Origin of the sequence: Paenibacillus sp. MBLB1832 (assembly GCF_032271945.1) — a bacterium.
Taxonomy (GTDB): domain Bacteria; phylum Bacillota; class Bacilli; order Paenibacillales; family NBRC-103111; genus Paenibacillus_E; species Paenibacillus_E roseopurpureus.
The window spans coordinates 649,870-673,397 of the sequence record NZ_CP130319.1; the positions used below are offsets into that span (position 1 = coordinate 649,870).

The window sequence follows — 23,528 nt, forward strand, 5'->3', positions numbered from 1 at the left end:
CTAATTATGGAACCTATTTATGGAATCGATTTGGGGACATCCAATTGTCTAGCAGCAAAGGTAACACAGTTATTCGGAGAGATTGATGTAGAATGCCTGGTAGATGAAGCAGGTAATATCAGTTTCCCATCTATTGTCCATTTTGAGGATGAAGTGCACTCTATTGTCGGAGAGAGAGCTAGAGAGCTACTTCCAGTATATCCTGACCAAACTGTGGAGCTCGTTAAAACAAGAATGGGTAAGACGTTAGATGTGCCATTGAAAATTAAGGGTAAGGATGTATTAAAGAGTCCGCAGGAAATTTCATCAATACTACTAAAGCATTTTCAAAATCTACATGGAAATTCTATTAAAAGAGCAATACTAACAGTTCCAGCCTACTTCAGCGATAATCAAAAGAGGGCAACGCTAGATGCTGGGAAGCTAGCAGGTATAGAGATCATTGAGATGATCGAGGAGCCTAGTGCGGCAATTATGTATCACCTGTACAATCTTCACAAAAATGATAGTTTAAAAGAGATCATAGGCGGCAATACTAAAAACTTTTTAGTATTCGATTTTGGTGGAGGTACATTGGATTTATCTCTAATTAAAGTGGAGTTAGACGAGAATGGTTTGGTAAAACCAACTGTATTACTAAATGAAGGCGATTCCGAGCTCGGTGGTAATAATATTGATTTTGAACTGACTAAATACGTCATTGAAGAGCTTAGCTATAATTATAAAGATGATTTTACTAACAAAGTACTGAAAGAATATATTTTCTATTACGAGCATAGAAAATTTCAAAATGAGATTGATCCAAAAGTTAAGCAGTTTATTATGCGCCTCAAAGACCGGGTAGAGGATGCAAAGAAAAAGCTATCTGATCTGCAACTCGAGAAAACCAAAATTTTATTTGGTGATCTGCGATATGACAGTATAGAAATCTCTCGGGAAGAGTTCGAAATAGAAATTCTAGATGTATATTTTAAAAGTAAAATTATTGACGCATTCGAACGCATCAAGAAAAATATTTATAATAAGCATGTTATAGATCACGTTATTATGGTAGGTGGTACATCCCAAATTCCATACTTTCAAAATTTGATTAGCAGCCAATTTACTGAACTGGCAGATCGGATTGTATTATCCGAGACCTATGACAAAGCGATTGCTTTGGGTGCAGCTATTCTGGGTGCAATTAAGGGTGATATCGCGGTACCACCCTTTGGAACGAACCGTTGTCATGGTTCTGTGTCTCATGACATTTATGTAACTCATAAAACGGAAAAACATTTGTTAATTGAGCATGGAACACCATATCCATTAGAGGAAGCCAAACAAATTAAGTTTGAAATTCGTCATGCACTTGATCCAGGAATACATTTGCAAGTAAAAACGGAGCTTCAGAAATACAACAAAGAAACAGAAACGCGGATCATAGAGGAAAGTATGATTAATGATGTGAAGTTTTACCATCCGTTCTTTTATACAGGGGAAGAGATCACAGTCGAGCTTAATATTGACAGTTATGGATTACTCAGTTTCAGTGCTAAACACAATATTACTGGGGAAGAAATAGAATTTGAAGCTAAGCGATTGTATCAGCTATCTGAAGAGCAGATCCTACAATTGATGAAAACATAAAATGCAATGTAGAACCCGCGACGAATAGGCACATTGAGCATTCTTTCGCCGCGGCGACTACTGCAAGTACAGGAGAACGAAATATGGAAGGCTGGAAGCTTAATAGCGGGGAGTTAATAGAGAATAATCTAACTGAGCAGGAGATATGGCAGTACTTCAACTTCTTATTCTCCAGCAAGTCTAAAAATCAAGCCAGCTATAAATTCGGGTTTATTAGATCTCTGCTTGAAAATATTTATAACACTAACGAGTCATCTCAATTGACGTATTCTCAAATATTTTTTACCTTCACTCGAGTATACTGGAACCTTGTTGTTGTGAATGGTCTTAAACAAACAGACCAAAGTCATGAACAATCTGCAATTGAGAAGGCTCTAAAACAATTCGTTGAGCAAAATAGAATCCCTGACTATCTTAGTTTTGATTCACTATCACCCGGACTTCAGTTGGAAATCGGTGTAATATTAAGGCGACAAGGGAAACGTTATGTTGTAGGTGCTTTATACGGAGACACGGATGGTGCATTCTATTCTTTTGATAATAGATCAGAGGTTCTTGAATTAAGTCGAAACGTCCTGAGATTTATGAAAGTTCATCAACAAGTCCTTGTAAAACTTAATAATTATGAGTTAGTAAAATTTATTCAAGCGGTTAACCCGCATGATGGATGCTCAAATTTACTGAAAAAAGTAGAGAATATTACGGCGCGTTCGAATCTTAATATGTACAGAGAGATATTAGAATTAACGGAGTCCATGGAGTGTTTCTACTGTGAAAGAAAGTTAACTGAGAAGACTGCAATCCATGTAGATCATTTCATTCCTTGGAGTTTCCTGTTTAATGATAACCTTTGGAATTTTGTTCTGTCCTGTGGCTCTTGTAATACATCAAAAAACAACAAACTCAGTGAAGTGAAATTTCTAGATAAACTTATTAATAGAAATGAAATATTAGCCCAGAAAAATGTAATAGATGTTGAGAAAGAGTTCATAAATTATTCATCGGAAAAAATAATTGAACTGTTTAATTACGCTTCGATTAATGGTTTTCAAAAAAACTGGAAGCCAAAAATAAAGTAATAATAGGTTTACAGAATTTATATTAACTATAAAAAAGGAGTCAACTATAAAATTCTATTAGCCAACTTACAACTTGAGGGTGACAAGATGACCTATGTAGTATTTGTTATTTTGGTAGTTATTGTTTTAGCTATATTAAACTTCGCTTATATGTACTCAAGGAAACATAGAAAAGTAAATAAGTCTGGGATAGTGGAACAAAATTATTTTGAGAATCCTACTAACACCCTTTTAGAAGAAGCAGTTCTTTCATTAAAGGAGGATGGTACACAAGCATCCCAACCTCAAATCATAGAGGATGCAATTTTTTCATCTACAATACACAAAAAAAACAAAACGGAATCCATAAGTAAGAAATTCAAGCACCAGAAGAAAGTAACTCAATCAAAGACCCCAAGCGCAAAGGTTGATTTATATACTAAAAAAAACCTGCGAAAAATGGCGGTTATTTGGAAAAAACCAACTGATATAAATACTTGTTACAGATGTGATGGGGGTCTAGAATCTGAACTTGTTTATGTGGCAACAAGTCCATCAGTGTATTCGAAGGGAAAAGATTTAAAGTATATTGAAGTAAAAGTTTTGACATGTACTACTTGTCGGTACGTATGTGCTGATGAAAATATGATTTTGAAAATGAAACAAATCTCAAAGGGGTACATAGATATACGTACTTGGGGTCAAGGCGAAATAAAATCAAATAAAGGTGTAAAACAAGAGCCCACGAGTCAACCACTGAATAATAACTTTAATTGGCCGAGTACTTTTGCGATTGAAACTATAAAACCGGTCTCGATTGCGGATGGATTTGAGAAAGAAAGTGGTCTACATAGACTAGGATACAAGATATCGGGAATTAGCCGTCAGAGAAGATGGTGGATTCTTGAAAATGAAGCTTTACCGAAATTAGGACTTCAGCAAGTAGCGAATACGATTGCAGCAAATGTACGAGCGAGGAAGCGCCAAAAAGGTGGGAAACAGAAATATGCTTATGCAATTGTAGAATGGGAGCATGATTTAGCAGAAATGAAAAAACATTACTACCGTCGAGATTTTACATGGCCTCATATTGATTGATATCTAAGAACTAGAACTATGCAGCACAATAAATAATGTTAATTAATGAATATGTAAAGTTCTTTCATCCTTTTTTATACAGGAGAAGAAATTACGATTGAACTAAATATTGATAGTTAGGGGATGAAATGTATTGTGAAAAATAATATTGTAAAACTTGTTTGTATTTTATTTACATAGTAATATGAATATATACATGAAATTGGAAGCACCGATTCTAACAGCAAGAGCTGTTAGACCTCGGTGTTTTTTTGTTTTCTCAAGGATATAGTCATGGGATTAACCTAGAAAAGATTGTTAGAAGATTGGAGTGGTAATATTGTATCAATTCGAAGCAAGTGAAGAAATGGTCAGAAAAATGAAAGCAATAATTCAAGAAACTGGCGCAATTTCTGATCCTATTATCTCGTATACCTATGGCATTCGAGCGAGGAATGTTTTCCGAATTCAAAAGCACTTAGAGGTAGTGATAGTTAATTGTATTGTATATTATCAGGACGTTGGTATTGGCGCGTACCACGGTAAAGAAAAAGTTTTTCTAGCTATTGGGCAGGAAGAAACATCTTGGTATGCAAAAAAAACGTTTATCACTAAAGTCGTTAAGGATAGTATAATTATCGTTATGTATACCAGTAATCATACAGAAAAGATAATTATCCCTGGATACTACAAAGAGATTGTTCGTGCCAAGGATGACGATTCTTTATTAATAAGATTTAAGGAACATCTTAATCTATTAAAGGGTAGCAACAAGTAAAAAGTCACCATTTCCCTCGACATGTATTTCGTCTGCAGTTAGGCGTCTCATATCATAAAATTGAGATCCCAAGGTGCATTATTATCACAAATCCACGCCTAGGCTCGTGGATAAGTAATAAAATTTGGTAGCAGAGAGTCGAGTTGATTAAATTTTGTGATAGTAGATATGGTGTAATATAATAATTAAAAGGTGTTTCATTATAGCGTGGAGCTTCTGTAAAATCCTTGGATAGTGGGGTATTAGAATGTCAAACAAAGTATCAATAGCTACAGTAGATTTCAAAAATTTCAAAGCACTTAGAAACTTCTCAATCCGTTTAGAACATATGAATATTCTTGTTGGACCGAATAATGCTGGCAAATCTACATCTCTAAGTGCTTTTCGCGCTCTAGGAGTAGGTATTAAACAAGCGTTATCAAGAAAACCGTATAGAGTTGCTGGACCAGATGGTGAAGAAAACGGATATACCATTTCTGAAGAATCATTACCAATGTCACTTGAAAACGTTCATACAGATTATGTTGAAGTTGATTCAAGAATAACTTTCACATTAACAAATGGTAATGCGATAATTCTTTATTTCCCACGAGAAGGTGGATGTAATTTACTAACTAGAGTTGTGGGAACAAAAGTGAGCACGCCAACAGAATTTAAACGTCATTTCCCGATTGAATTAGAGATTATCCCCGTATTAGGCCCAATAGAACAGAATGAGCCGTTGGTAACAATCGAGACTGTGAAAAAAGGAATGACGACCCATAGGGCATCTCGTCATTTCAGAAACTACTGGAGGTTTTTTCCTGAAGGATTTGACCAATTTGCAGAAATGGTAAGCAAAACCTGGTCAGGGATGTCAATTGAGGCACCTAAAAAGCCAGATGCGTTGTCTCAAGAATTAATTATGTTTGTTAACGAAAATCGAATACCGCGGGAATTATATTGGGCAGGTTTTGGATTTCAAATTTGGTGCCAGCTACTAACACATATTTCAAGAAGTAAAGATTCTACATTGTTAATCGTTGATGAACCAGAAGTATACCTACATCCCGATGTGCAACGTCAATTATTGGGGATCTTAAGAGACTGTGGACCGGATATTTTACTTGCTTCTCATTCAAAAGAAATATTAGAAGAAGCAGATCCTTCAGAGATAATTATGGTTAACAAGAATAAACAAGTTGCTATGAGATTGCCCGAGATTACAGGAATTGGAGAGGCACTTAATTCATTAGGATCAGTACCAAACGTTAATTTAACACATCTTGCTAGAAGTAGACGGATTTTGTTTGTAGACGGTCAGTACGACTATAAATTGCTTAGAAGGCTTGCCAAACAAGTAGATTTAAATGAACTTTCGTTGGGCAATGATATCACAGCATTTGTATCAGGAGGATATTCCAACTGGGAACAAATCAAATCATTTGCAACCAACCTTACATCAGATGGTTCTCTACATATTGGTGCAATATTTAATAGAGATTTTGAGTTAGATCAAGAGCTTTCAAAAAAGTTGGATGAATTTGAACAGCATCTTGGATTTTTTCATGTCTATGAAAGCTATGAGTTAGAGAACTATCTCCTTGATCCAGTTGCTATTGATAAAGCGGTAAATAAAGCTATTGAAGACCGTTTTAGAAGAACTGGAAAAAGTGCACCTGAAGCCGAATCTATCCATCAAATTCTTGATAGAATTACTGAACCTTTTAAAAGATCCATTATGGACAAATATTTAACTGATAAGGAAAAATCAGACTTAGAAGTTATGAAGGATTTTGAAAGTAAATGGAAAGACCTTAATTATCGTATGACTAGTGTAAAAGGGAAAGAAGTTCTAAGGCTCCTTAAGGCGGAAGTTGAGTCGATTTATTCGGTGAAAATTACAGATTTCAATATTATCGATGAATTAACGGTTGAAAATATTTCAGGTGAATTAAAAGAGTTATTATTTGGGCTAGAGGAGTTCAGAGTTTTAGGAGAATAAAAGAAGGTAATAGTTACTCTAAAAAAGCTTACTCAATTTGAGTAGGCTTTTTTACATTTTAAATAGAGAATTTTAGAAACATGATGATATGTCTAGTTTTTTTCTGTATTAGAGTCATTCCAGTACTCATATAAATATTGAAATTGGGTTAATGATGGAGGGACAAGATATGGAATTAATAATGAAAAAATGCGATTATTGCGCTGAAGTGAAACTGACATTAAAAATAATTAGTTATGAAAAAAATTTAATAAATTTAGCATGCGCCGAGTGCATAAATGAGAATAGTAATGCCTTAAAAGAAAAGTTCGAGATAATGTTGAATGATTCCTTGCACTCACGTTAAAAGCGCTGTCCAACTGATGATTTTTAAACAAACTTGCAAGGATACAGAGAATAAGGACCTTCTAAGAACAAACATAGCGGTATCAAAAGGCAAGCCGTAGTTCACGAGGAAAACCGCCAGGTGTAGGTAAAAGAAGTTTTGTTGTTTAGTCTGGCCTTATTGAGTGTTGAGCTGAAAGTAGGCTGAATAACCTAGTAATCATGATAAACATCTAGGGAGGGTAATTTTTTATGGAGTTTCATTTGCCAACAATACATAAAGAGGTTGCTAAGGGAATCAAAGAAAGGAATAAAGCGGAACTCGCATTTCTCCAAATTAAACCAAATCATCCAGACGCCTTAAGTAATATGTACAAACAATTACAGAAATTCGAATCTACTGATATAAAAAATGTATTCCTTCCAATTATTGAAGATGAAATAAATAATCGCAAGAGGCAGTTTAAAAGAACCGTAACGGCCTTCCTGAATTCTGTTAAGGAACAGGATTTTAAATATAGGGAAGTAGGCGGCGGTTGGCGAGTTGGTCCACTTATGATGGACCTAGATGAGGTTCAAGCTAAAGTTCGTTTTAGTTATAATCGCACCCCAATCAGTCAAAGTATTCAAGCCTATGAAGCACATAGTATCATAACTACTTTTCATAAATGTATCGATCTACTCAAACAAGTAGAGATACCGCAGGAAGTGTTAGGTGAATTATTCACAAAATCATACAATATGACCGTTGCGTTTTCTGAAGCTTCGACTGGAGAAAGGGTATATATTCGAAAAATGGCTTCAATTTTTGAATTTATTGTTCATGAAACCCAACAGATTAGTAAGAAAAAGTACATAAGCGATTTTCCCTTATTGGTATTTCAATATAATCTAGACCGGTATCGTAAATTGGCAGCTAATCTACAACCAGGACACCGTTTGAACCTACAGACTGGTAGTCAATCAGAAACATCAAAAGAAGGTCTAACGGTCAATGGGCTTGATCCGAATGTAGATTACAACATGATTTGCCATGTTCAAATTGGCATGATGTAGAAGGGGGATTGCAGTGAAAACAAGAGAACCTGCTCAAACAAAAGTTTTAGAGGTTGAACGTGAATTACTTTTGGATGCACTTGATCAGGTTGCACAGTCTGGCATAATACCACCAAGTACAGCCCATTTATTAGATGTGGGTACAGGTCCTTATTTGGAATATGCGGAAAGAGAACTTTTCCAAGAATTAGCTATGCATGGCGGCGCCACCGTTAAACTCTTTGAAGGCACTTACGGGGCGGGAAAAACGCACCTGCTGCAATTATTAAGGGAAAGGGCATTATCATCTGGAATGATTGTTGCTAGTTTTGACCTGTCCCAAGATCTACGATTAGAAGATTGGAAGCAAGTAACACAGTATTTCTTAGAAGAAATGGAATGGATTTCAAACGGAAAAACAATAAAATCCCTACCCAATATATTAGAACAATTACATCTACAAAACTCAGACCAAACAATCCGTCTTAAAAGAGCAAAATTGCCTTATCCGGGAATGCAGCAAGCGATGTGGTGGGGTGTTAATCGCACTCTGTTAGGTGATGCTTCTAAGTTTCTTATCCACAATTATCTGACTGGGCAGCGTGTACCTGCCGCAGAACTTAAACGCTTCGGTTTAACCGGCGTAAAGGGTTACCTTTCCGCGCGGAATGCGGAGCTTATTATGAAAACGGTACTGTCCGGCCTAAGTGAATTGGGCTTGCCTGGTGTACTACTTCTGTTCGATGAGAATGAACGAACGTTACAGCCCAAAGGGAGAATGCCGACTCGAAAGCTCAAAATTGCAGCAAATTTGATGCGAAGATTTATTGATGGTTGCACAACTGGTGCTCTCCCGGGTACGGTTGCCATTTTTGCCGTCTTACCGGGCTTTATTGGGATGTGCACAGAAGAGTATCCAGCACTTGGACAGAGACTGCTTCCACCTAATACAGAATTCACTAAAGCATGGCGGCTAACGACTACTTCTTTGGACAAAATTAATGTCCTGCCGACTCCAGAAGCATTTTTACTGAATGCTGTACAACTTTTCTGTAGCCATGTTGAATTATTAGGGGGTAGAACACAAGGACTTGAAGAAGAGTTGAATGAAAAGGGAACCGTGGTACTACAACAGCAAGCAGATGATGGACATAAACGAATGTTGATGAAAACGTTAGCATATCATTCATTGTTACGGTTAACATGAGGAGGGCTACTTATGAGCTTAACTGCCAGTCAAGTTTTATCTATGATGGAGACAATGGCTCAAAACGGTACCGCTCCAGAAGAAGGATGTAGTTTATTCGGTGTGGGATATAATACGGCCTTTGAACAATTAAGGACAAGAGTCATTCACCAACAATTCCAACGTGGTCGCTCTACTGAAAAATTTGTTGTTGGGCCATTTGGATCCGGTAAGTCTCATTTTCTTCACCAACTCTTTGAGCTGGCACATGAAGAAAATTGTGTAACAGCAAAAGTAACTTTAAATAAAAATGTTGATTTTACCCGGTACATGTTAGTTTTTCGTGAAATGACGCATGAGATTCGTGCCCCTCACAGCCACCGACATGGAATTCGTGCACTTATCCAAGAAGCTGTTGCTTTTAAAAGAATGCAAGTGCCAGATAATCCAACAGCATCGGAATTATTGCTACGCGGTTGGATTTCAGCATTAACTGATTTTGATTATAAATGGTCAATTTATGGGCAGATGCTCCGCTCTGCTTGTATAGCATGTGTTGAAGAACAAGAGGACCGATTCGAATTACTCTGCCGGTGGCTTGGCGGAGAAATGGATAATCCCGAAATAGTTAGAACATTAAAAGCACCAAAAATAACGAATGCAGAAGCTAATATGACAGCACTTCGATCACTTCACACACTTGCACAATTTGTTCGTCAAACAGGCTGGAAAGGCACCGTTGTTGGCTTTGATGAGGCGGAACAAGGGTTCAATGTAGATACGAGGAAGAAACAGCGGATTCTATCAATGCTTATGGCAGATATCAATGCGACTAATAGTCTTCAAAACGGTTCTCTTATGATGGTTTATGCGTTGACACCAGATATCGTCAAAGATTTCGACTCATTTCCAGCATTGCAACAGAGGGTACAACATCCAGGGGCTGATTTCTTCGATGGAAATGCATGGGCACCATTAATTGATCTTCAACGCCGCCCAGATCGTGAAAATGAGTTGGTAGAAATTTCAACACGTTTGGTTAATCTGATGTACCTTCATTGGGCAAAAGATATGGATTATCCTGAGGAGGAGGCTATAACACTGGCTCAGACAATAGCATGTCGATTAGCATCTGAAGACTTATCTTCCAGCGTAAGGAGAACTCTAGTTAAAGAGATTTGTACAATGTTAATTAGTGCTTATGATAGTGGTTATATTTACGCTGCTGAGGGCCAGAAAATAGAAGCGGAGGTTTAACAAGTTATGTGGACACCAACATCTGGAGATCGTGTGAGCGTAAGTGGTCTAGGTTCAGGAACTGTTGTCAAAGAAACGCCTCGCGGAGCGATTGTAGATCTTGATGAGCCCGTTTCAACTCGAGCAGAGTTTACGATTTCTCATTTAACACTTACTAGCCCTGTTCAACATCTTGAACAAGAGATGCTGAAAGGTAGGGGCACTTCACCCTTGGGGAGCACACAATTCAAAAATGCCACTTCAAATAATCCAATAGTTGAAATAGAGAACTCTCTGGAAATGAGTAACAAAATAATGTCCAGGCGTAGCTTAGAATCATTACGTTTTGGACTAGTACCGCATCATCATATAGAAGAATTTACACTTGAATATGATCAACTAAGTGAGTGGGTTATTCAGTCCTTTTCTGTGGATTCGCCAAAAGTTCACAAGATTATTGGACCATACGGAACTGGAAAAAGTCATACGATGTCAGTTATTCGTGGACTCGCACGTAGTAAAGGTTATATGGTGGCCAGTGTTGAAGTAGATGGTCAATTAATAAGTCTGTCTGAACCAGGCAAGTTATTACACTCTATATATAGTACATTGCATTCTGTGGAAGGAGAGACGGAATTTCCAATAGTGCAGTTGCTAGAAAAGGCACTCATACAGAGTTCTTTAAATAGTTACTCCGTTTCAGGACTTCGGAGAGTGGATGACCATTTGGCTGTAGTCTCATACCTTAAGCACGCTGGATTACTTGAGCAATGGATTGAAAAACTAGAAGCAGTATTCAGCGGCAGTGAAGAGTTTACCGCTGCGAGTGTGATAAAGGAATTGCGACGGTATAAAACAGGTGCATTTTCGCTGCACTCACCAATCCCAAAAAAATTGTATGAACGGCCAGATGGGTTTGTCGAGTCATTGGTATGTACAGCTTGGCTTGCTAAGGCAGCAGGTTATCGGGGGTTACTGATCACTATTGATGAATTTGAAGTAGAAGATGCTAATTTGGAAAGTGCACAGAAGAAAAAACTAATGCAAAGTCTCGAAGCGATTGAGCGATATGTTAGTGGGCACAGGAATTTACCAAATGTTCCACTGGGAATATATTTTGGTACGCTAGGTGATTTAAATAACGAAGGGGACCGTTATCTGGATCGGATCACCGAATTAAGTGGGGGTGCCCAATATAAATTACGATTTTTTAGTCGAGAAGAACGTATTGATCTAGCTCGACGGATACATGTGTTTTATCAAGAAGCTTATGAATTAAATCAACCGTATCAGCCAGAGGCAGCCAATAATGTCCATACCATCCTTGAAAATAAGGGTTATGACGACGATAGTGGGTTGCTCCGCCACTTCATCAAATGGTATATGGCACTTCTAGATGTTAACTATGGACCTCCAGGGAGGAGGTTAGTTCATGCTGATCAACGATGAACTTGAAGAAGACCGTAAGTTGGCTCGTAGACTCCCTGTGGTCTGGCCCGCTTTTTTTCAACACTTTGGCAGATTGACAGAAGTTCAACGTAAATCAATGGGTTCAATTTTAGATGGTAACCATACACTCATTTGCGCAGCTACTGCAAGCGGTAAAACGGAAGCTGCTTGTGCGCCACTTTTTGAACGGATGAAAGGTATGTCTGGATCGTGGACCATACTATATCTTTCTCCTACACGTGCTTTGGTAAATGATTTGTTTCACCGATTAGAGGGTCCATCTTTACAATTGGGGCTTCGAATTGCTCGTCGAACTTCTGAACACCGCAGCGAAAACGAAGATACTCAATTGCTTCTAACGACCCCGGAATCCCTAGATAGCATGCTTTGCCGTGGAATTGCTTCAGATGGTTCAACACACATACTTTCTCATGTAAGTGCAGTAGTGCTTGATGAAATTCATTTGCTTCACGGGACCCCTCGTGGTGAACAAACCAAATGGTTACTTGAAAGGCTACGACGTTTGCGATTATATGCTCAAAATCAAGGATGGACACGTAGTAATAAATTACAAATTATTGGACTCAGTGCGACAGTTGCCCGGCCAAATGATGTTATTGAAACATTCATGCCTGGAGGCAAACTGATTTATATCCCTGGAAAAAGAGAAATAATTGAGGTACAACCGGTGACGAGTCAGTTTATGCCAGTAGAAAGAGCTTTACCCATGTATCTTCAGTCTCTCAGTCATCCAGAGAAGTGGATTGTTTTTTGCAAGAGTCGTAAAAGGGTTGATGAGTTAACGGAAGTGTTCCGTAAATCTATGTCCCCTCATGGTTATTCCGTAGGGGCACATCATGGGAGTTTGGGAAAGGTGCTTCGTGAAACGACGGAGAGGGATATAAGGAGACTTGAGCGGTATATCGTTGTAGCAACTTCAACATTAGAGATCGGTATAGACATTGGGGATGTTGATGGAGTTGCTCTAGATGGTCCTCCCGACAATATGGCTGCGTTTTTACAGAGAATTGGGCGTGGCAATAGGCGTTCAACCCAAACCAGAGTAATGGCGTGTTCACAGTCTGTAAAAGAAGCAAATCTTCAGAACGCAATGATGGATGCTGCGTGTGTTGGTTGGTTTCCAGACGAGCCGGTTGGATCGCTGTCATCAGTTATCCTTCAGCAAACCTTATCCTATGTTTTTCAAGGTAAGGGTCAACGAAGCAGATCATTAGTTCAAAAGCTTTTTGAGAATAACTATACCACCCAAGAAATTTCAGATATTCTTGATCAATCAATTTCTAATGAAGATTTAATAGAAACGCCGGTGGGACTACGACTATCGGATGAATGGCATGATCGTGCAGCACGTGGTGAGATCCACTCAGTCATCGAATCATTTTCAGGACAAACGGCGTATGATTCAATAACAGGAGTGAAGTTGGCAAACCAGGTAAGGTACTTAAGTGGTAAAGGATTAAGCGTGGGAGGGCGACATTATCAAATTGTCAGCCAAAATTCTTATCGGTTGAACTTAAAGTTAAGTTCACGATTGCCCGAAGGTATTAATCAATGGGCGTATGTGTCAGGTCCATTTAACGCGAGGACGGAGCACCCTATGCTATTACGTCACTGGCTGAAACTTGCAGCTGAAGAATGGCCTGTAATTACCGACGGATATCGATTTTACGCGTTTCATTTAGGGGGAATTAGACTTAGCTCGTGCATGAGCTTATTATCGGGTTACTTACCGGTTAATCAACGTCCATTCGAAATTACACCGTATTATATTGCATTAAGAGAAGAGGTTATTCCTTATTGGCTTTCAGCATGTACTGTGCATGCAATCAGAGCTGGAGTTGATTCGCAGATTAAAAAAATTGAGCGTCAACTTGGCTTACCGCTAGCAAACAAGCGTCTACCATTAAAGATTCGAGTAAGAGATGTGATTGGATGGATTCAGCCAGAAGAAGTAGTACATACGATTCAACAGGCTACTTTATTGAGAGATGATGAGGTAGGTAAAGTTTTGTCGTTGTTTATTATTAACAAAGAATACTGAAGCCTTTTTATAAGCAGGGAAGAGAGAAAACGATTCAACTTTAAAAAATGGTTAATTACTTTAATACTTGGTAACATGCAGCATGAAATTAAATAGAGAGGAATACCCATATTTTTGTCGAATAAAACAGACGTATTTTTTTTGCGCACAAACAACATATGGTTATAAAATATAAGGCTCGATGGAGAGCGGTGTATTCTTAATTTGTTACATGAGGTTCACATCAGGATCAGCGAAGGGATCAAGATGCATTTTTACAAAAGAACTTCAACATGACTAACAATCTGGAGGTTTAAAAATGAAACTCAGCCCATTGGTAGATTGGACATTGGAACTCGATAAAATTAGATTAACAGGATGCTTAACAAGTAAATTTACATTTTGCTGCACCAAATGCACTTAGGTTTTTGATGTTTGAGGGCTGCTGCTCACCTACGCCTTTTGGGCTTATTAGAAGAGTTTGCACGAGGTGGCGAGCAGATCTTCTTTACAACTTCTAATACTGATGTAGCTGACAGGTTTAGGAAGGAATTCGCTGGATATGGTAAAGAATTCTGCGAGATTGCATTGTAGAGTAAGAGTAATCTTGCTAAAAACTGAATGATGTTCCAAAGCCTTGTACGGGTTCGTTGGGAAGAGAATAACCACGAACTCAAACCTACTAAAAGAAAAAAATGGACACAGTGCCATATGGAACTGTGTCTTTTTATTTATATAATGAATTCCCTAGTTTTTGTATTAAAATACGATGGGAATGCAAATTGATAACAGATCCCTCTAAGCGCCTCGTCGGTCATTAAAAAGCGATTGGATTTCATGATCCGCTAGAAGCTGTTCGATCAACAAAAAGTCATAAAATTCCTTCCTAAGACAGAACTGAACTACCACATCGCGCGGAATTGTTAAACTTATGGAATATCCCGCCTTATCGAGCATTTCTTCCGCTTCTTCTTCACTTAGTTTTAAGAGAATCGCTATTCGCAGCAACTTCTCTTTCGAAGCCCTCATTTCGTCGTTCAATACCCTACTCCAGTAATCCCTACTGATCTGCCCTTGTTCAAATAATGCCGGCCGATAAGTGATCATGTCGCGTTGGTGGGCTTTTTGTCTTAGATACGTACCCAAGGATTCAGATCTCTTTGCAGTGTCGAGGAGTTCTTCTAACGAAGTATCTGATAAAGGAATGGGGGCCATTGATGCATCAGTAAAACTATTTTCTACAAATACCTCACACCGTTCGGACACAATCATATATCCAAACACGTCTTCGATAAAAGTTTTCTTAATCTGTTTAAAATTACTGGGGTTCATTTGCTTTCCTCCAAGTTGCGTGACATGCAATAAAATTCCCACTGGTATTGGTTATACTTAAATCATAAAACATCTAACTGGGATGAACAAGTGATGAGTAAGGGGAAATGAATGATCCGAATATTCGCATTTGGATGGGGGTGAATTTTTGATTCAATATTTTGAAGGAGAAAGATAGTATTGCCCCTTACGATGAGGAGATACACAGGTCTAGATTTTTGAAACCAAATTCAATTGTATTTGTCTCTTATTTTAATAACTAAGATGATGCACTAGCATTCTTTTATGTAATATTTTTCCTGTGCGTTGAGGGAGGAGATTTACAGAGTTATTTTGATCGATTTTTTTATGTTTTCATCCAATATAGGAGGTTTTCATTTATGAAATCTAACGAACACGTGGAAATCTTTACATTAACTAGCAATGATAACGTTGAGGTTGCTTTAACGATATATAACAACAACTTTGGGGCTGTTAAGGAAAAACGACGTGCTTCGTCTCTAATCAGACAACAGCAGATTAATTATTTAGATGTAGCTGCGACGATCGAGACAGAATCGATTTTGGTCAAAGGTATAGAAATACTTGAGATGAACTATGAGTATGACCTAGTTAACAAATCGAAGCTCCTCGAGAAATATTTGGGCCATACAGTCTTCTTGCAAAGAAACTCTCGGAGAGAAGAATATCGTCTGCTCAGTATCTCTCACGGTGTAGTTTTAGAGCATGTGGACTCCGGTGAAATATTACTGGATCCCAAAGATGAGCTTATCCTTCCAAAGCTACCTCATGGATTAATCATACGACCAGCCATTAAATGGAAGATCAGGCCTTCTGAATCAGAGCAGATTGAGGTATCATATCTTACCAAGGGATTCTCATGGAATGTTAATTATGTTATGAACTTGAAAGGGGACCAGCTAAGTTTGGCAGGCTGGGTGAATATAAAGAATGAGAGCGGTGCGACATTTTCTAATGCTAAGATCAAGCTAATTGCAGGGGAAGTGAAGCGAGTGTTTAATGAAGTCGACCTCATGCCCGTAACGTATCATTCGGATGCAACTCGTATAATGGAATCAAGAATACCCTTCGAGGAACGAGAATTCGCTGACTACCACCTATATGTGCTGCAAGAATGTACGACACTTAAAAACGAGCAGTCCAAGCAAATTCGGTTGTTTCAAGTAGATAATGTACCATGTCAGGTATATTATGAATGCAGAACTGGTTGGAAACGTGCCAATATAATTGTTACATTTCAGAATATAGAAAGTAGCAACCTAGGCTTCCCTTTACCGATGGGAACCATTAAGGTGTATCAGGAGGATCATGACAGCCAAAACGAGTTTATTGGGGAAGATGCAATCGACCATACTCCCAAAAATGAAATCATATCATTAAATATTGGAGAAGCTTTCGATCTTGTACTCGAGCACCAACGTAAGGAAATACAACGTGTAGGCCGCGGACATACTGCTGAATCCCACGAAATTATTATCCGTAATACCAAAAATGAATCGGCTCAAGTGAAGCTGTCTCACCATGTATACCAGCGGTTCTGGCGAATTTCGGACACGTCACATCCGTACGACAAGAATGGATCGAATACAGTAATTTATAATATCTACGTTTCTGCGGGAACCGAAGTTGTTGTGCGTTTTACGGTTGAGATGGATGAGAAACAAATGTTATATTTCGAGTAGTGAGTTTCTTATATTTGGATCATCCCTACCAGGTAGTTTTGGAACAGAAAAACGACGATGATGTAGATGAAGACTAAATAAACAATTCTATTGTGATAAAGTCTTTCCATTTTAGCGATATAAATAATACGTTATAACTTAGCCGAAGGTGAATTTCGTTGAGACACTCGAACGACTAACATAGGTGTATTCCATGCGTCCATTTGAATCAACAAGGATTTATAACAAGTTCCAGGAATATAATGAAAAAGAATAACTCTCTTCAATGGTGAACTGTGACCTGGTTTGTAGACATTGAAAAAAACACCTAGTTGCTCTATGCTGCTACGAGATGGCTCCTGTATTCATCAGGGGTCATTTTCTTTAATTCCCATTGGAAACGTTCTGAGTTATAAAAATGGATGTATTCCTCTATCACAACTTGTAACTCCTCATATGTTAAAGTTGAGGTTTCATCTATTTCATCTTTCATATGTCCGAAGAATGATTCCATTGGAGCGTTGTCCCAGCAGTTTCCTTTGCGAGACATAGATTGCATAATGCCTGCTCTTTTGACCCGTTTTTGAAAGCTAGGGTGTGTGTAATGCATGCCTTGGTCCGAATGTAGCAGGGCTTCTGGGTGGATTGTACCTTCTAAACGATCAAACAGCTTGTCTAGAGTTATTTCCACGATGGGCATCTCTAAAGAATTGGAGAGATAGTGCGCTAAGATTTGTTTGGTCGCTCCATCTTTGACACAAGATAAATAAGCAGTGTTTCCATTGGCGTAAGGGATGTAGGTGATGTCGGTCAGAAGCACCTTCTCGGGCTCTCCTTGGTCAAACTGACGATTAAGTAAGTTTGGACAAGTTTTATGTTCTTGAGTGGCTTTAGCCATTTTCCGATAGGGGTTTGGTCTGCGAATCTTCGCCACAAGCCCATACTTTCGCATAAGCCTTCGGATCTTCTAATGATTCATTCTTACATGGTCATGTTGCTCTACATTCATTTTAATCGTTAGAGCTCCTGCTTTACCTTTTAATCTATTGAAATGGCGTTTGATGATCTCTAAGTCCATCTCGTCTAAAAGTTCCTTATCCTGACGGTTCTCTTCGGCTTTCAGCCAACGATAATATCCACTTCTACTTACGCTTACAAGCTCACAAAAGTAGCTTATCTTCCCTTCGAGTGAGTACATTCGAACGGTTTGGTTAATGAGTTCGAAGTATTCTGAGGCGCTCAGAGAAGTCTTGGCTTCACCCGCCTTTCTAGTGCTTCGAGCTTTTTTAAGAAGTCATTCTCTGCTTCAAGCAATTTAATCCGCGCCTCAGCACGCTTTAATTGCTCTTCTGCCGACATATCTTCAGCGGGTTTCCGACCTGTCGCTCCTTTTCCTCGGCGCTCCTCTAAAAGCCCACTCTCTTTGTGCTCTGAATAAGCTGCTCTCCAACGTTTCAAGCACTCATTTGGCTTTCGATTTCCAATGATTGATAATTGGAATCCTGCTTCAATAAATATTTGCTGTGGTGTTTTCCCATTTCGGTTTGCTTCTACAGCAGTTAGTTTAAATTCAGGAGAGAACGTAATTGATTTATCTGAAACATGCCTTACATTTGGGTTTGCTTCCAACTGCCTTATTTCGTGCACCGTAAAACGATGTCTGTTCACTGTTGTCTTTATGCTATCTGTCATTGTAAGACCTCGCTCCTATTAAGTAACAACTATTATAAACGAAAATGACCCAGAGGGTGGGCACTTTTTTCAAAGTGTCCACCCTCTGGGTCACAGTTCATGGACACCATAACTGGGTGTCTTTTTTAATGAGGTTTTAAAAGTGTTAGAGGAATTATCTTCCTGGTGACGAACTGTAGGATATATTTCTATTATTTTATTTTACGAACTATCTGAGGAGGGTTCGCGTGAAAGCAAAAATTATAGATCGTATTATAAGAGATAAATATGACGAGATGTTAACTTCCCTCAAAACTGATATCGAATCACTGGATGAATCGCACATGCAAAGTTATGACAGCCGATTGCATGATGTATGGGATGAATTTGTTTTTCAAGTCCAGGTTGAAGAGAGTTGTTTGCTCGAATTTTATGTTGAAACTTTTAAAGCTATGGCAAGGGGGATTTTAAAAAAACAAAGTACGATGGAATTGCGGTTATTGTGGTTAAAAACCGATGCATATCTTGAATCGGATGATAAGGAGGATTTTCCCGATTATTATGATTTGTTAAATGCAGTTGAGGACGAATTATTTTCTCGTTTACATACTTTGGCAGAACTAGAGGATTTTCATTTCGAAGAAGAAGAAGAAGAAGAAGAAGAAGAAGAAGAAGATGATGATGATGATGATGATGATGATGATGATGATGATGATGATGAAGATGAAGATAAAGATAAAGATGAAGATGAAGATAAAGATGATGAAACGAAAATTGTAAATCGCATAATAAGTGATAAATATGACGAGTTGTTAGCGACTCTCAAAACAAATTTTGAATCACTCGACATATCTTTATCGTATTTACATAATTATATCTACAAATTACATAATTTTTGGGATGAATTTGTCTTCCAAGTGCAATTTGAAGAAAGCTTTTTGTTTGGATCTAATGTTGAAAAGATAAAAGCTATGATTAGGGATGTTTTACTGAATCTGAGCAAAATGGAATTACGTTCAATGTGGTTAAAAACCGATGTTTATTTTGAACATGATGAAGAAGAGTACTTTCCAGCTCACATTGATGTGTTTTATGCAGTCGAGGGCGAATTATATACTCGTTTATATACTTTGGCAGAAAAAGAAGAGTTAAAATTTGAAGAAGATAAAGAAGATAAAGAAGATAAAGAAGATAAAGAAGATAAAGAAGATGAAGATGATGAAGATGATGAAGATGAAGAAGATGATGAATACATAAAATGGTATGAATTTGAACTAAAGGAGGATGTGCTCCCCGAAATCTACATCATAAAGCAAATTCAAGAGTACGTAAATTTTTATGGATTTAATGAATATTTTCTTCCTAAATCATTTCCAGAAGAATTAACTTTTGCAGATTATTTTTATCCGCCAGTAGTTGTTGCACGTTCGACTTATGTATATGAAATAATACATCATTCGCAAGGTTCTGATATAGAAACATGGAGTGAGTCTTCGGCAGCAAACTTTATGGCGGGGGTTATAAAGAATATTGATATCATGACAGAGGATGAGGAAGAATTCAAAAGATTGTTCTCCTCTCACTTAGAGGAAATGGATTGGGAAGTTAATGAATTTTTGGAATTAGATGCCCCTTTAGAAAAATTACTAATTACTTATCAGGTGTTAGCAAACATGGCAATGAAAAATATGGGGAATGAAATTTTCATATAACTTGAGCTTGAATATTAAGCCAATGCAATTATATCTTACTTTCATTCTGATCTTAGAGGACAGTTGGAGATCTGAACTTAAAGTAATCGCAAATAATAAATCCTTTAAGGATATCCAACTTTGGTGGATTACGAATCCTAGAGGGTAAAAACTGAACGACTAGTTACAGGGGAAATTGTAGTCATCGGGTCTATTCTTGTTGTTGACGAGTTGTTGACGAACATCGTCAACAAGGGATAATCAATACCCAACCGAACAAGAGGTGTAGGAAAAGAAGGCCCATGGATTAAGGCTTTTTCTTAATATATTAAATAGCGACCAAAGCCCTAAACTTCCCGCATACGGTGCATGTGGAGTGCGTAGTAGGACTACAACGCATTGATACGTAGAAATCCTTTGTTTTCAACACTATCGATGTTTCGGTCGTTTTGGACGCAGATCATTTGTAGGAGCTGTATTTTATAGGGACTTAGAGTGACACTAAGGTTTGAACAGGCTGCCAAATTGGAGCGGATGATCAACGAGATTGGCCGCTTCCCTTATCGTACAGTAATCTCTAGCACATTTTTGGTATAATGTTCATCAAAACAGACTTGTGTTTTTGGCTTGAAGCATTTTGCGCAGATGCATGATTCTTATAGCTCGATATGCAATAATATTATTACTTGCAAGGTCAAGGAGGTCTCGTTATGAAGCAAGAAACAAAACCTCATGTAACCAACGAAGTTCTAACTACGAAACTAGAGAAACCGCCCTTACGGCATTTGATTGTTACTCGAAACCATTTGATTGACTTACTTCATAGAGGTCAGGATAAAAAGCTAAGTCTCGTTTCAGCGCCTGCGGGCTTTGGAAAAACAACAGTAGTGAGTCAATGGGCATCCATGTGTGACAGGCCTGTTGCATGGCTTTCGCTCGATGAAAGAGATAATGATGTTATACGTTTTCTCACATATGTAATAGAGGCGATTCGAAGCGTTTTTCCAAACTTAGGAAATGGAATTCTCATTGCGCTAAGATCCCCTCAACTGCCACAAATTAATGCTGTCCTAAGCCAATTAATCAATGAACTAAACACATTGCAAAAGGCTTTTTCGATGGTCATTGATGATTATCATGTAATCCATAACCCTTCTATTCAGCAAGGTCTAAGCTTCCTAGTCGCACAAATGCCTTTTCATATGAATTTAACGATCGTATCGCGTGACATTCCCGATCTACCGTTATCCAAGCTGCGTGCTAAAAATCAGCTGATGGAGATAGGCGTTAAGGAATTGCGGTTTACAGACATCGAAACGGCATGTTTTCTAAATCAAGTCATGGGGCTTAGCTTAACTAAAAAAAATATGATTGAACTTGAAAAAAGAACGGAAGGATGGGTTACAGGTCTTCAACTCGCAGCACTTTCCATTCAAGGGAATAACGATGTCACCTATATATTGGAAAATGACTCCTTTCCGGGTAGCCATCATTTCGTTATGGATTATCTACTCGATGAAGTTCTTGTCCAACTACCCGAAAACATACTTCATTTTTTAATGGCGACTTCCGTGCTGGAACGGTTTTCTGCACCTCTTTGCGATGCTGTATTATCTAATGAATGGATCCCTTCTGGTTGGAATAGCCAAAAAACGATTGAATATTTGGAAAGAAATAATTTGTTTCTCATTCCCTTAGATCAGGAACGACGGTGGTATCGCTACCATCATCTTTTCGCTGAGCTACTAAAAGCGAGACTTGAAAAAAATAGAGAACAAATTGCCGGCGATCCAGATATGATTTCCAAACTACATAAGCGGGCAAGCCTTTGGTATGAGAACAATCATTTCACACTTGAGGCTTTTTATCATGCGGTGGAAGCAAAGGATATTGAAGGTGCTTCCAGACTGGTAGAAGGAGGCGGCGTTCCTTTACTTTATCGTGGCGCAGCAACACCGGTTCTTCATTGGTTTGAATCGCTGCCTTTATCCGTTTTAGATGCCAAACCCTCATTAAGAGTGCTATATGCCACAACGCTATTGTTTCTGGGTAGAGTTGGAGAAGTAGAAAAAATATTAGTCACAGTGGAAAATACTCTACGCTCACTCCCTCAAAACGAAACAAATAATAATCTAATGGGACATATTTTCGCGACCAGAGCAGCGGTGGCTGTTTCACAAAACAATGTATCTCGCATTATGGAATGCTCTCAACATGCTATCGAAAACCTTAGTCCTCTAAACCTGCCGGTACTTGCTGCTACGAAGTGGACATTGGGCTTCGCTCACCAGATGCAAGGCAATCATAAATTGGCACGGGAAGTTTATGAAGAAGCGCTGAGGAGTAGTGAAACTATTGGACATTTTATTATCACAATCTTGGCTTCAATTGGACTAGGCAATATTTATGAAATGGAAAATCAACTCCACTTAGCTAAAAATAGCTACATGAAAGTTCTGAATTTAGATGGACACTTAGCTTTTCCGGCTTCCGCTGTCGCGTATCTCGGTTTATCACGTATCGCTTACGAACAAGATCACATGAAGGAAGCGTTAGATCTCATTCAAGAAGCCATACAATTGGCGCGGCACTTGAACAATATGGACACCCTTGCAGTTTGCGAGCTATTCTGTGCTAAGATAAACCTTGCTCAAGGAAAAGTAGGAGAGACTTTGAAATTACTCAAACAAGCAAGCCAGTCTCTTCAAAAAAATAACTTCTCTAAGAACATGTACAAGGTTGCACAAGTTGAAGTGCTTACCCGACTTCACCTCAATGAAATCCCATCAGCACGATATCTTGTTCAGAAATACAATCTCCCCAATGAGCAAATTCGTGTGCACTTGGCTGCAGGTGAAACAGAACAAGCCCTATTAAAAATACAATCGATGTCTCAAGCTCCAATGGAAATGCTGATTCTGCATGCATTAACCTATTTTCAGGCAAAGGAAATACAAAAAGCTGTTGTGCCTTTAATGGAGGCCATTGAGATCGCTAAAACAGAAGGTCACCTGCGTGTTTTTTTAGATGAAGGAGCTCCAATGGAAGCACTTTTAAAAGCTTCTCTGCGATTTGAAATTATGACAGATCATATAAAAACGTTACTTTTACATTTTTCAACGAAACATCCATCTATGGCTCCCTTAACTCAAAGGGAACTGGAGGTTTTACGCCTTATTGCTCAGGGGCTTTCCAATCATGAGATCAGCAAGATGCTTTTCGTCACTCTCAATACCATTAAGGGGCATAATCAACGTATTTTTTCTAAGCTGCAAGTTAAAAGCCGCGCCGAAGCAATCTTACGCACACATGAGCTGCGTTTGCTATAAGGTACTGTTCTTGTGAATTTGAAAAA

At 38.3% G+C, this 23,528-nt stretch carries 14 protein-coding genes and 1 pseudogene; 13 read left to right on the forward strand and 2 right to left on the reverse strand.

Annotation, left to right across the window (positions count from 1 at the left end; all coding sequences use genetic code 11):
• The first annotated feature begins 6 nt into the window (after window positions 1–6).
• The 10 genes from MJB10_RS03040 to MJB10_RS03085 all read left to right on the forward strand — a co-directional run bounded on the left by MJB10_RS03040 (window position 7) and on the right by MJB10_RS03085 (window position 13,818).
• Window positions 7–1,629, forward strand: coding sequence for an Hsp70 family protein (locus tag MJB10_RS03040; RefSeq protein WP_314801648.1), 1,623 nt, complete (start codon window positions 7–9; stop codon window positions 1,627–1,629).
• 83 nt (window positions 1,630–1,712) lie between these two features.
• On the forward strand, window positions 1,713–2,708 hold the full coding sequence (locus MJB10_RS03045) for an HNH endonuclease signature motif containing protein (protein WP_314801650.1): 996 nt from the start codon (window positions 1,713–1,715) through the stop codon (window positions 2,706–2,708).
• A gap of 87 nt (window positions 2,709–2,795) precedes the next feature.
• Entirely contained in the window at window positions 2,796–3,785 is a 990-nt protein-coding gene (locus tag MJB10_RS03050; RefSeq protein ID WP_314801652.1) for a hypothetical protein, read from the forward strand.
• A 319-nt stretch (window positions 3,786–4,104) separates the two neighbouring features.
• Window positions 4,105–4,542, forward strand: a complete 438-nt coding sequence (locus MJB10_RS03055; RefSeq protein WP_314801654.1) for a hypothetical protein — start codon at window positions 4,105–4,107, stop codon at window positions 4,540–4,542.
• 247 nt (window positions 4,543–4,789) lie between these two features.
• The gene (locus MJB10_RS03060; RefSeq protein ID WP_314801656.1) at window positions 4,790–6,526 is read left to right on the forward strand and encodes an ATP-dependent nuclease; all 1,737 of its coding nucleotides are present in this window, start codon (window positions 4,790–4,792) and stop codon (window positions 6,524–6,526) included.
• Window positions 6,527–7,102: 576 nt separating this feature from the next.
• The gene (locus MJB10_RS03065) at window positions 7,103–7,906 is read left to right on the forward strand and encodes a hypothetical protein (protein ID WP_314801658.1); all 804 of its coding nucleotides are present in this window, start codon (window positions 7,103–7,105) and stop codon (window positions 7,904–7,906) included.
• Between the two features lie 13 nt (window positions 7,907–7,919).
• Window positions 7,920–9,092, forward strand: a complete 1,173-nt coding sequence (locus MJB10_RS03070) for a BREX system ATP-binding domain-containing protein (RefSeq protein ID WP_314801659.1) — start codon at window positions 7,920–7,922, stop codon at window positions 9,090–9,092.
• A gap of 12 nt (window positions 9,093–9,104) precedes the next feature.
• A complete protein-coding gene (locus MJB10_RS03075) occupies window positions 9,105–10,328 on the forward strand; it encodes a BREX system ATP-binding domain-containing protein (RefSeq protein WP_314801660.1) in 1,224 nt (407 codons plus the stop codon).
• 6 nt (window positions 10,329–10,334) lie between these two features.
• Window positions 10,335–11,756: a BREX system ATP-binding domain-containing protein gene (locus MJB10_RS03080; protein ID WP_314801661.1), complete on the forward strand. Its 1,422-nt coding sequence runs from the start codon at window positions 10,335–10,337 to the stop codon at window positions 11,754–11,756.
• A complete protein-coding gene (locus MJB10_RS03085) occupies window positions 11,740–13,818 on the forward strand; it encodes a DEAD/DEAH box helicase (RefSeq protein ID WP_314801662.1) in 2,079 nt (692 codons plus the stop codon). Before MJB10_RS03080 ends, MJB10_RS03085 begins: the two co-directional genes overlap by 17 nt.
• 777 nt (window positions 13,819–14,595) lie before the next feature.
• Here MJB10_RS03085 and MJB10_RS03090 read toward each other — a convergent pair.
• A complete protein-coding gene (locus MJB10_RS03090; RefSeq protein WP_314801664.1) occupies window positions 14,596–15,129 on the reverse strand; it encodes a hypothetical protein in 534 nt (177 codons plus the stop codon).
• Window positions 15,130–15,509: 380 nt separating this feature from the next.
• Here MJB10_RS03090 and MJB10_RS03095 point away from each other — a divergent pair, with 380 nt between their 5' ends.
• Complete coding sequence (locus MJB10_RS03095) at window positions 15,510–16,832, forward strand: DUF4139 domain-containing protein (protein ID WP_314801666.1); 1,323 nt, start codon at window positions 15,510–15,512, stop codon at window positions 16,830–16,832.
• Between the two features lie 316 nt (window positions 16,833–17,148).
• Here the strand turns inward: MJB10_RS03095 and MJB10_RS03100 are convergent.
• Window positions 17,149–18,479: pseudogene (locus MJB10_RS03100) on the reverse strand (IS3 family transposase).
• A 251-nt stretch (window positions 18,480–18,730) separates the two neighbouring features.
• Here MJB10_RS03100 and MJB10_RS03105 point away from each other — a divergent pair.
• Window positions 18,731–20,194 carry a hypothetical protein gene (locus MJB10_RS03105; RefSeq protein ID WP_314801667.1) on the forward strand — a complete coding sequence of 488 codons (1,464 nt, stop codon included), beginning with the start codon at window positions 18,731–18,733 and terminating at the stop codon, window positions 20,192–20,194.
• A gap of 689 nt (window positions 20,195–20,883) precedes the next feature.
• Entirely contained in the window at window positions 20,884–23,502 is a 2,619-nt protein-coding gene (locus tag MJB10_RS03110; RefSeq protein ID WP_314801668.1) for a LuxR C-terminal-related transcriptional regulator, read from the forward strand.
• Window positions 23,503–23,528 lie beyond the last annotated feature (26 nt).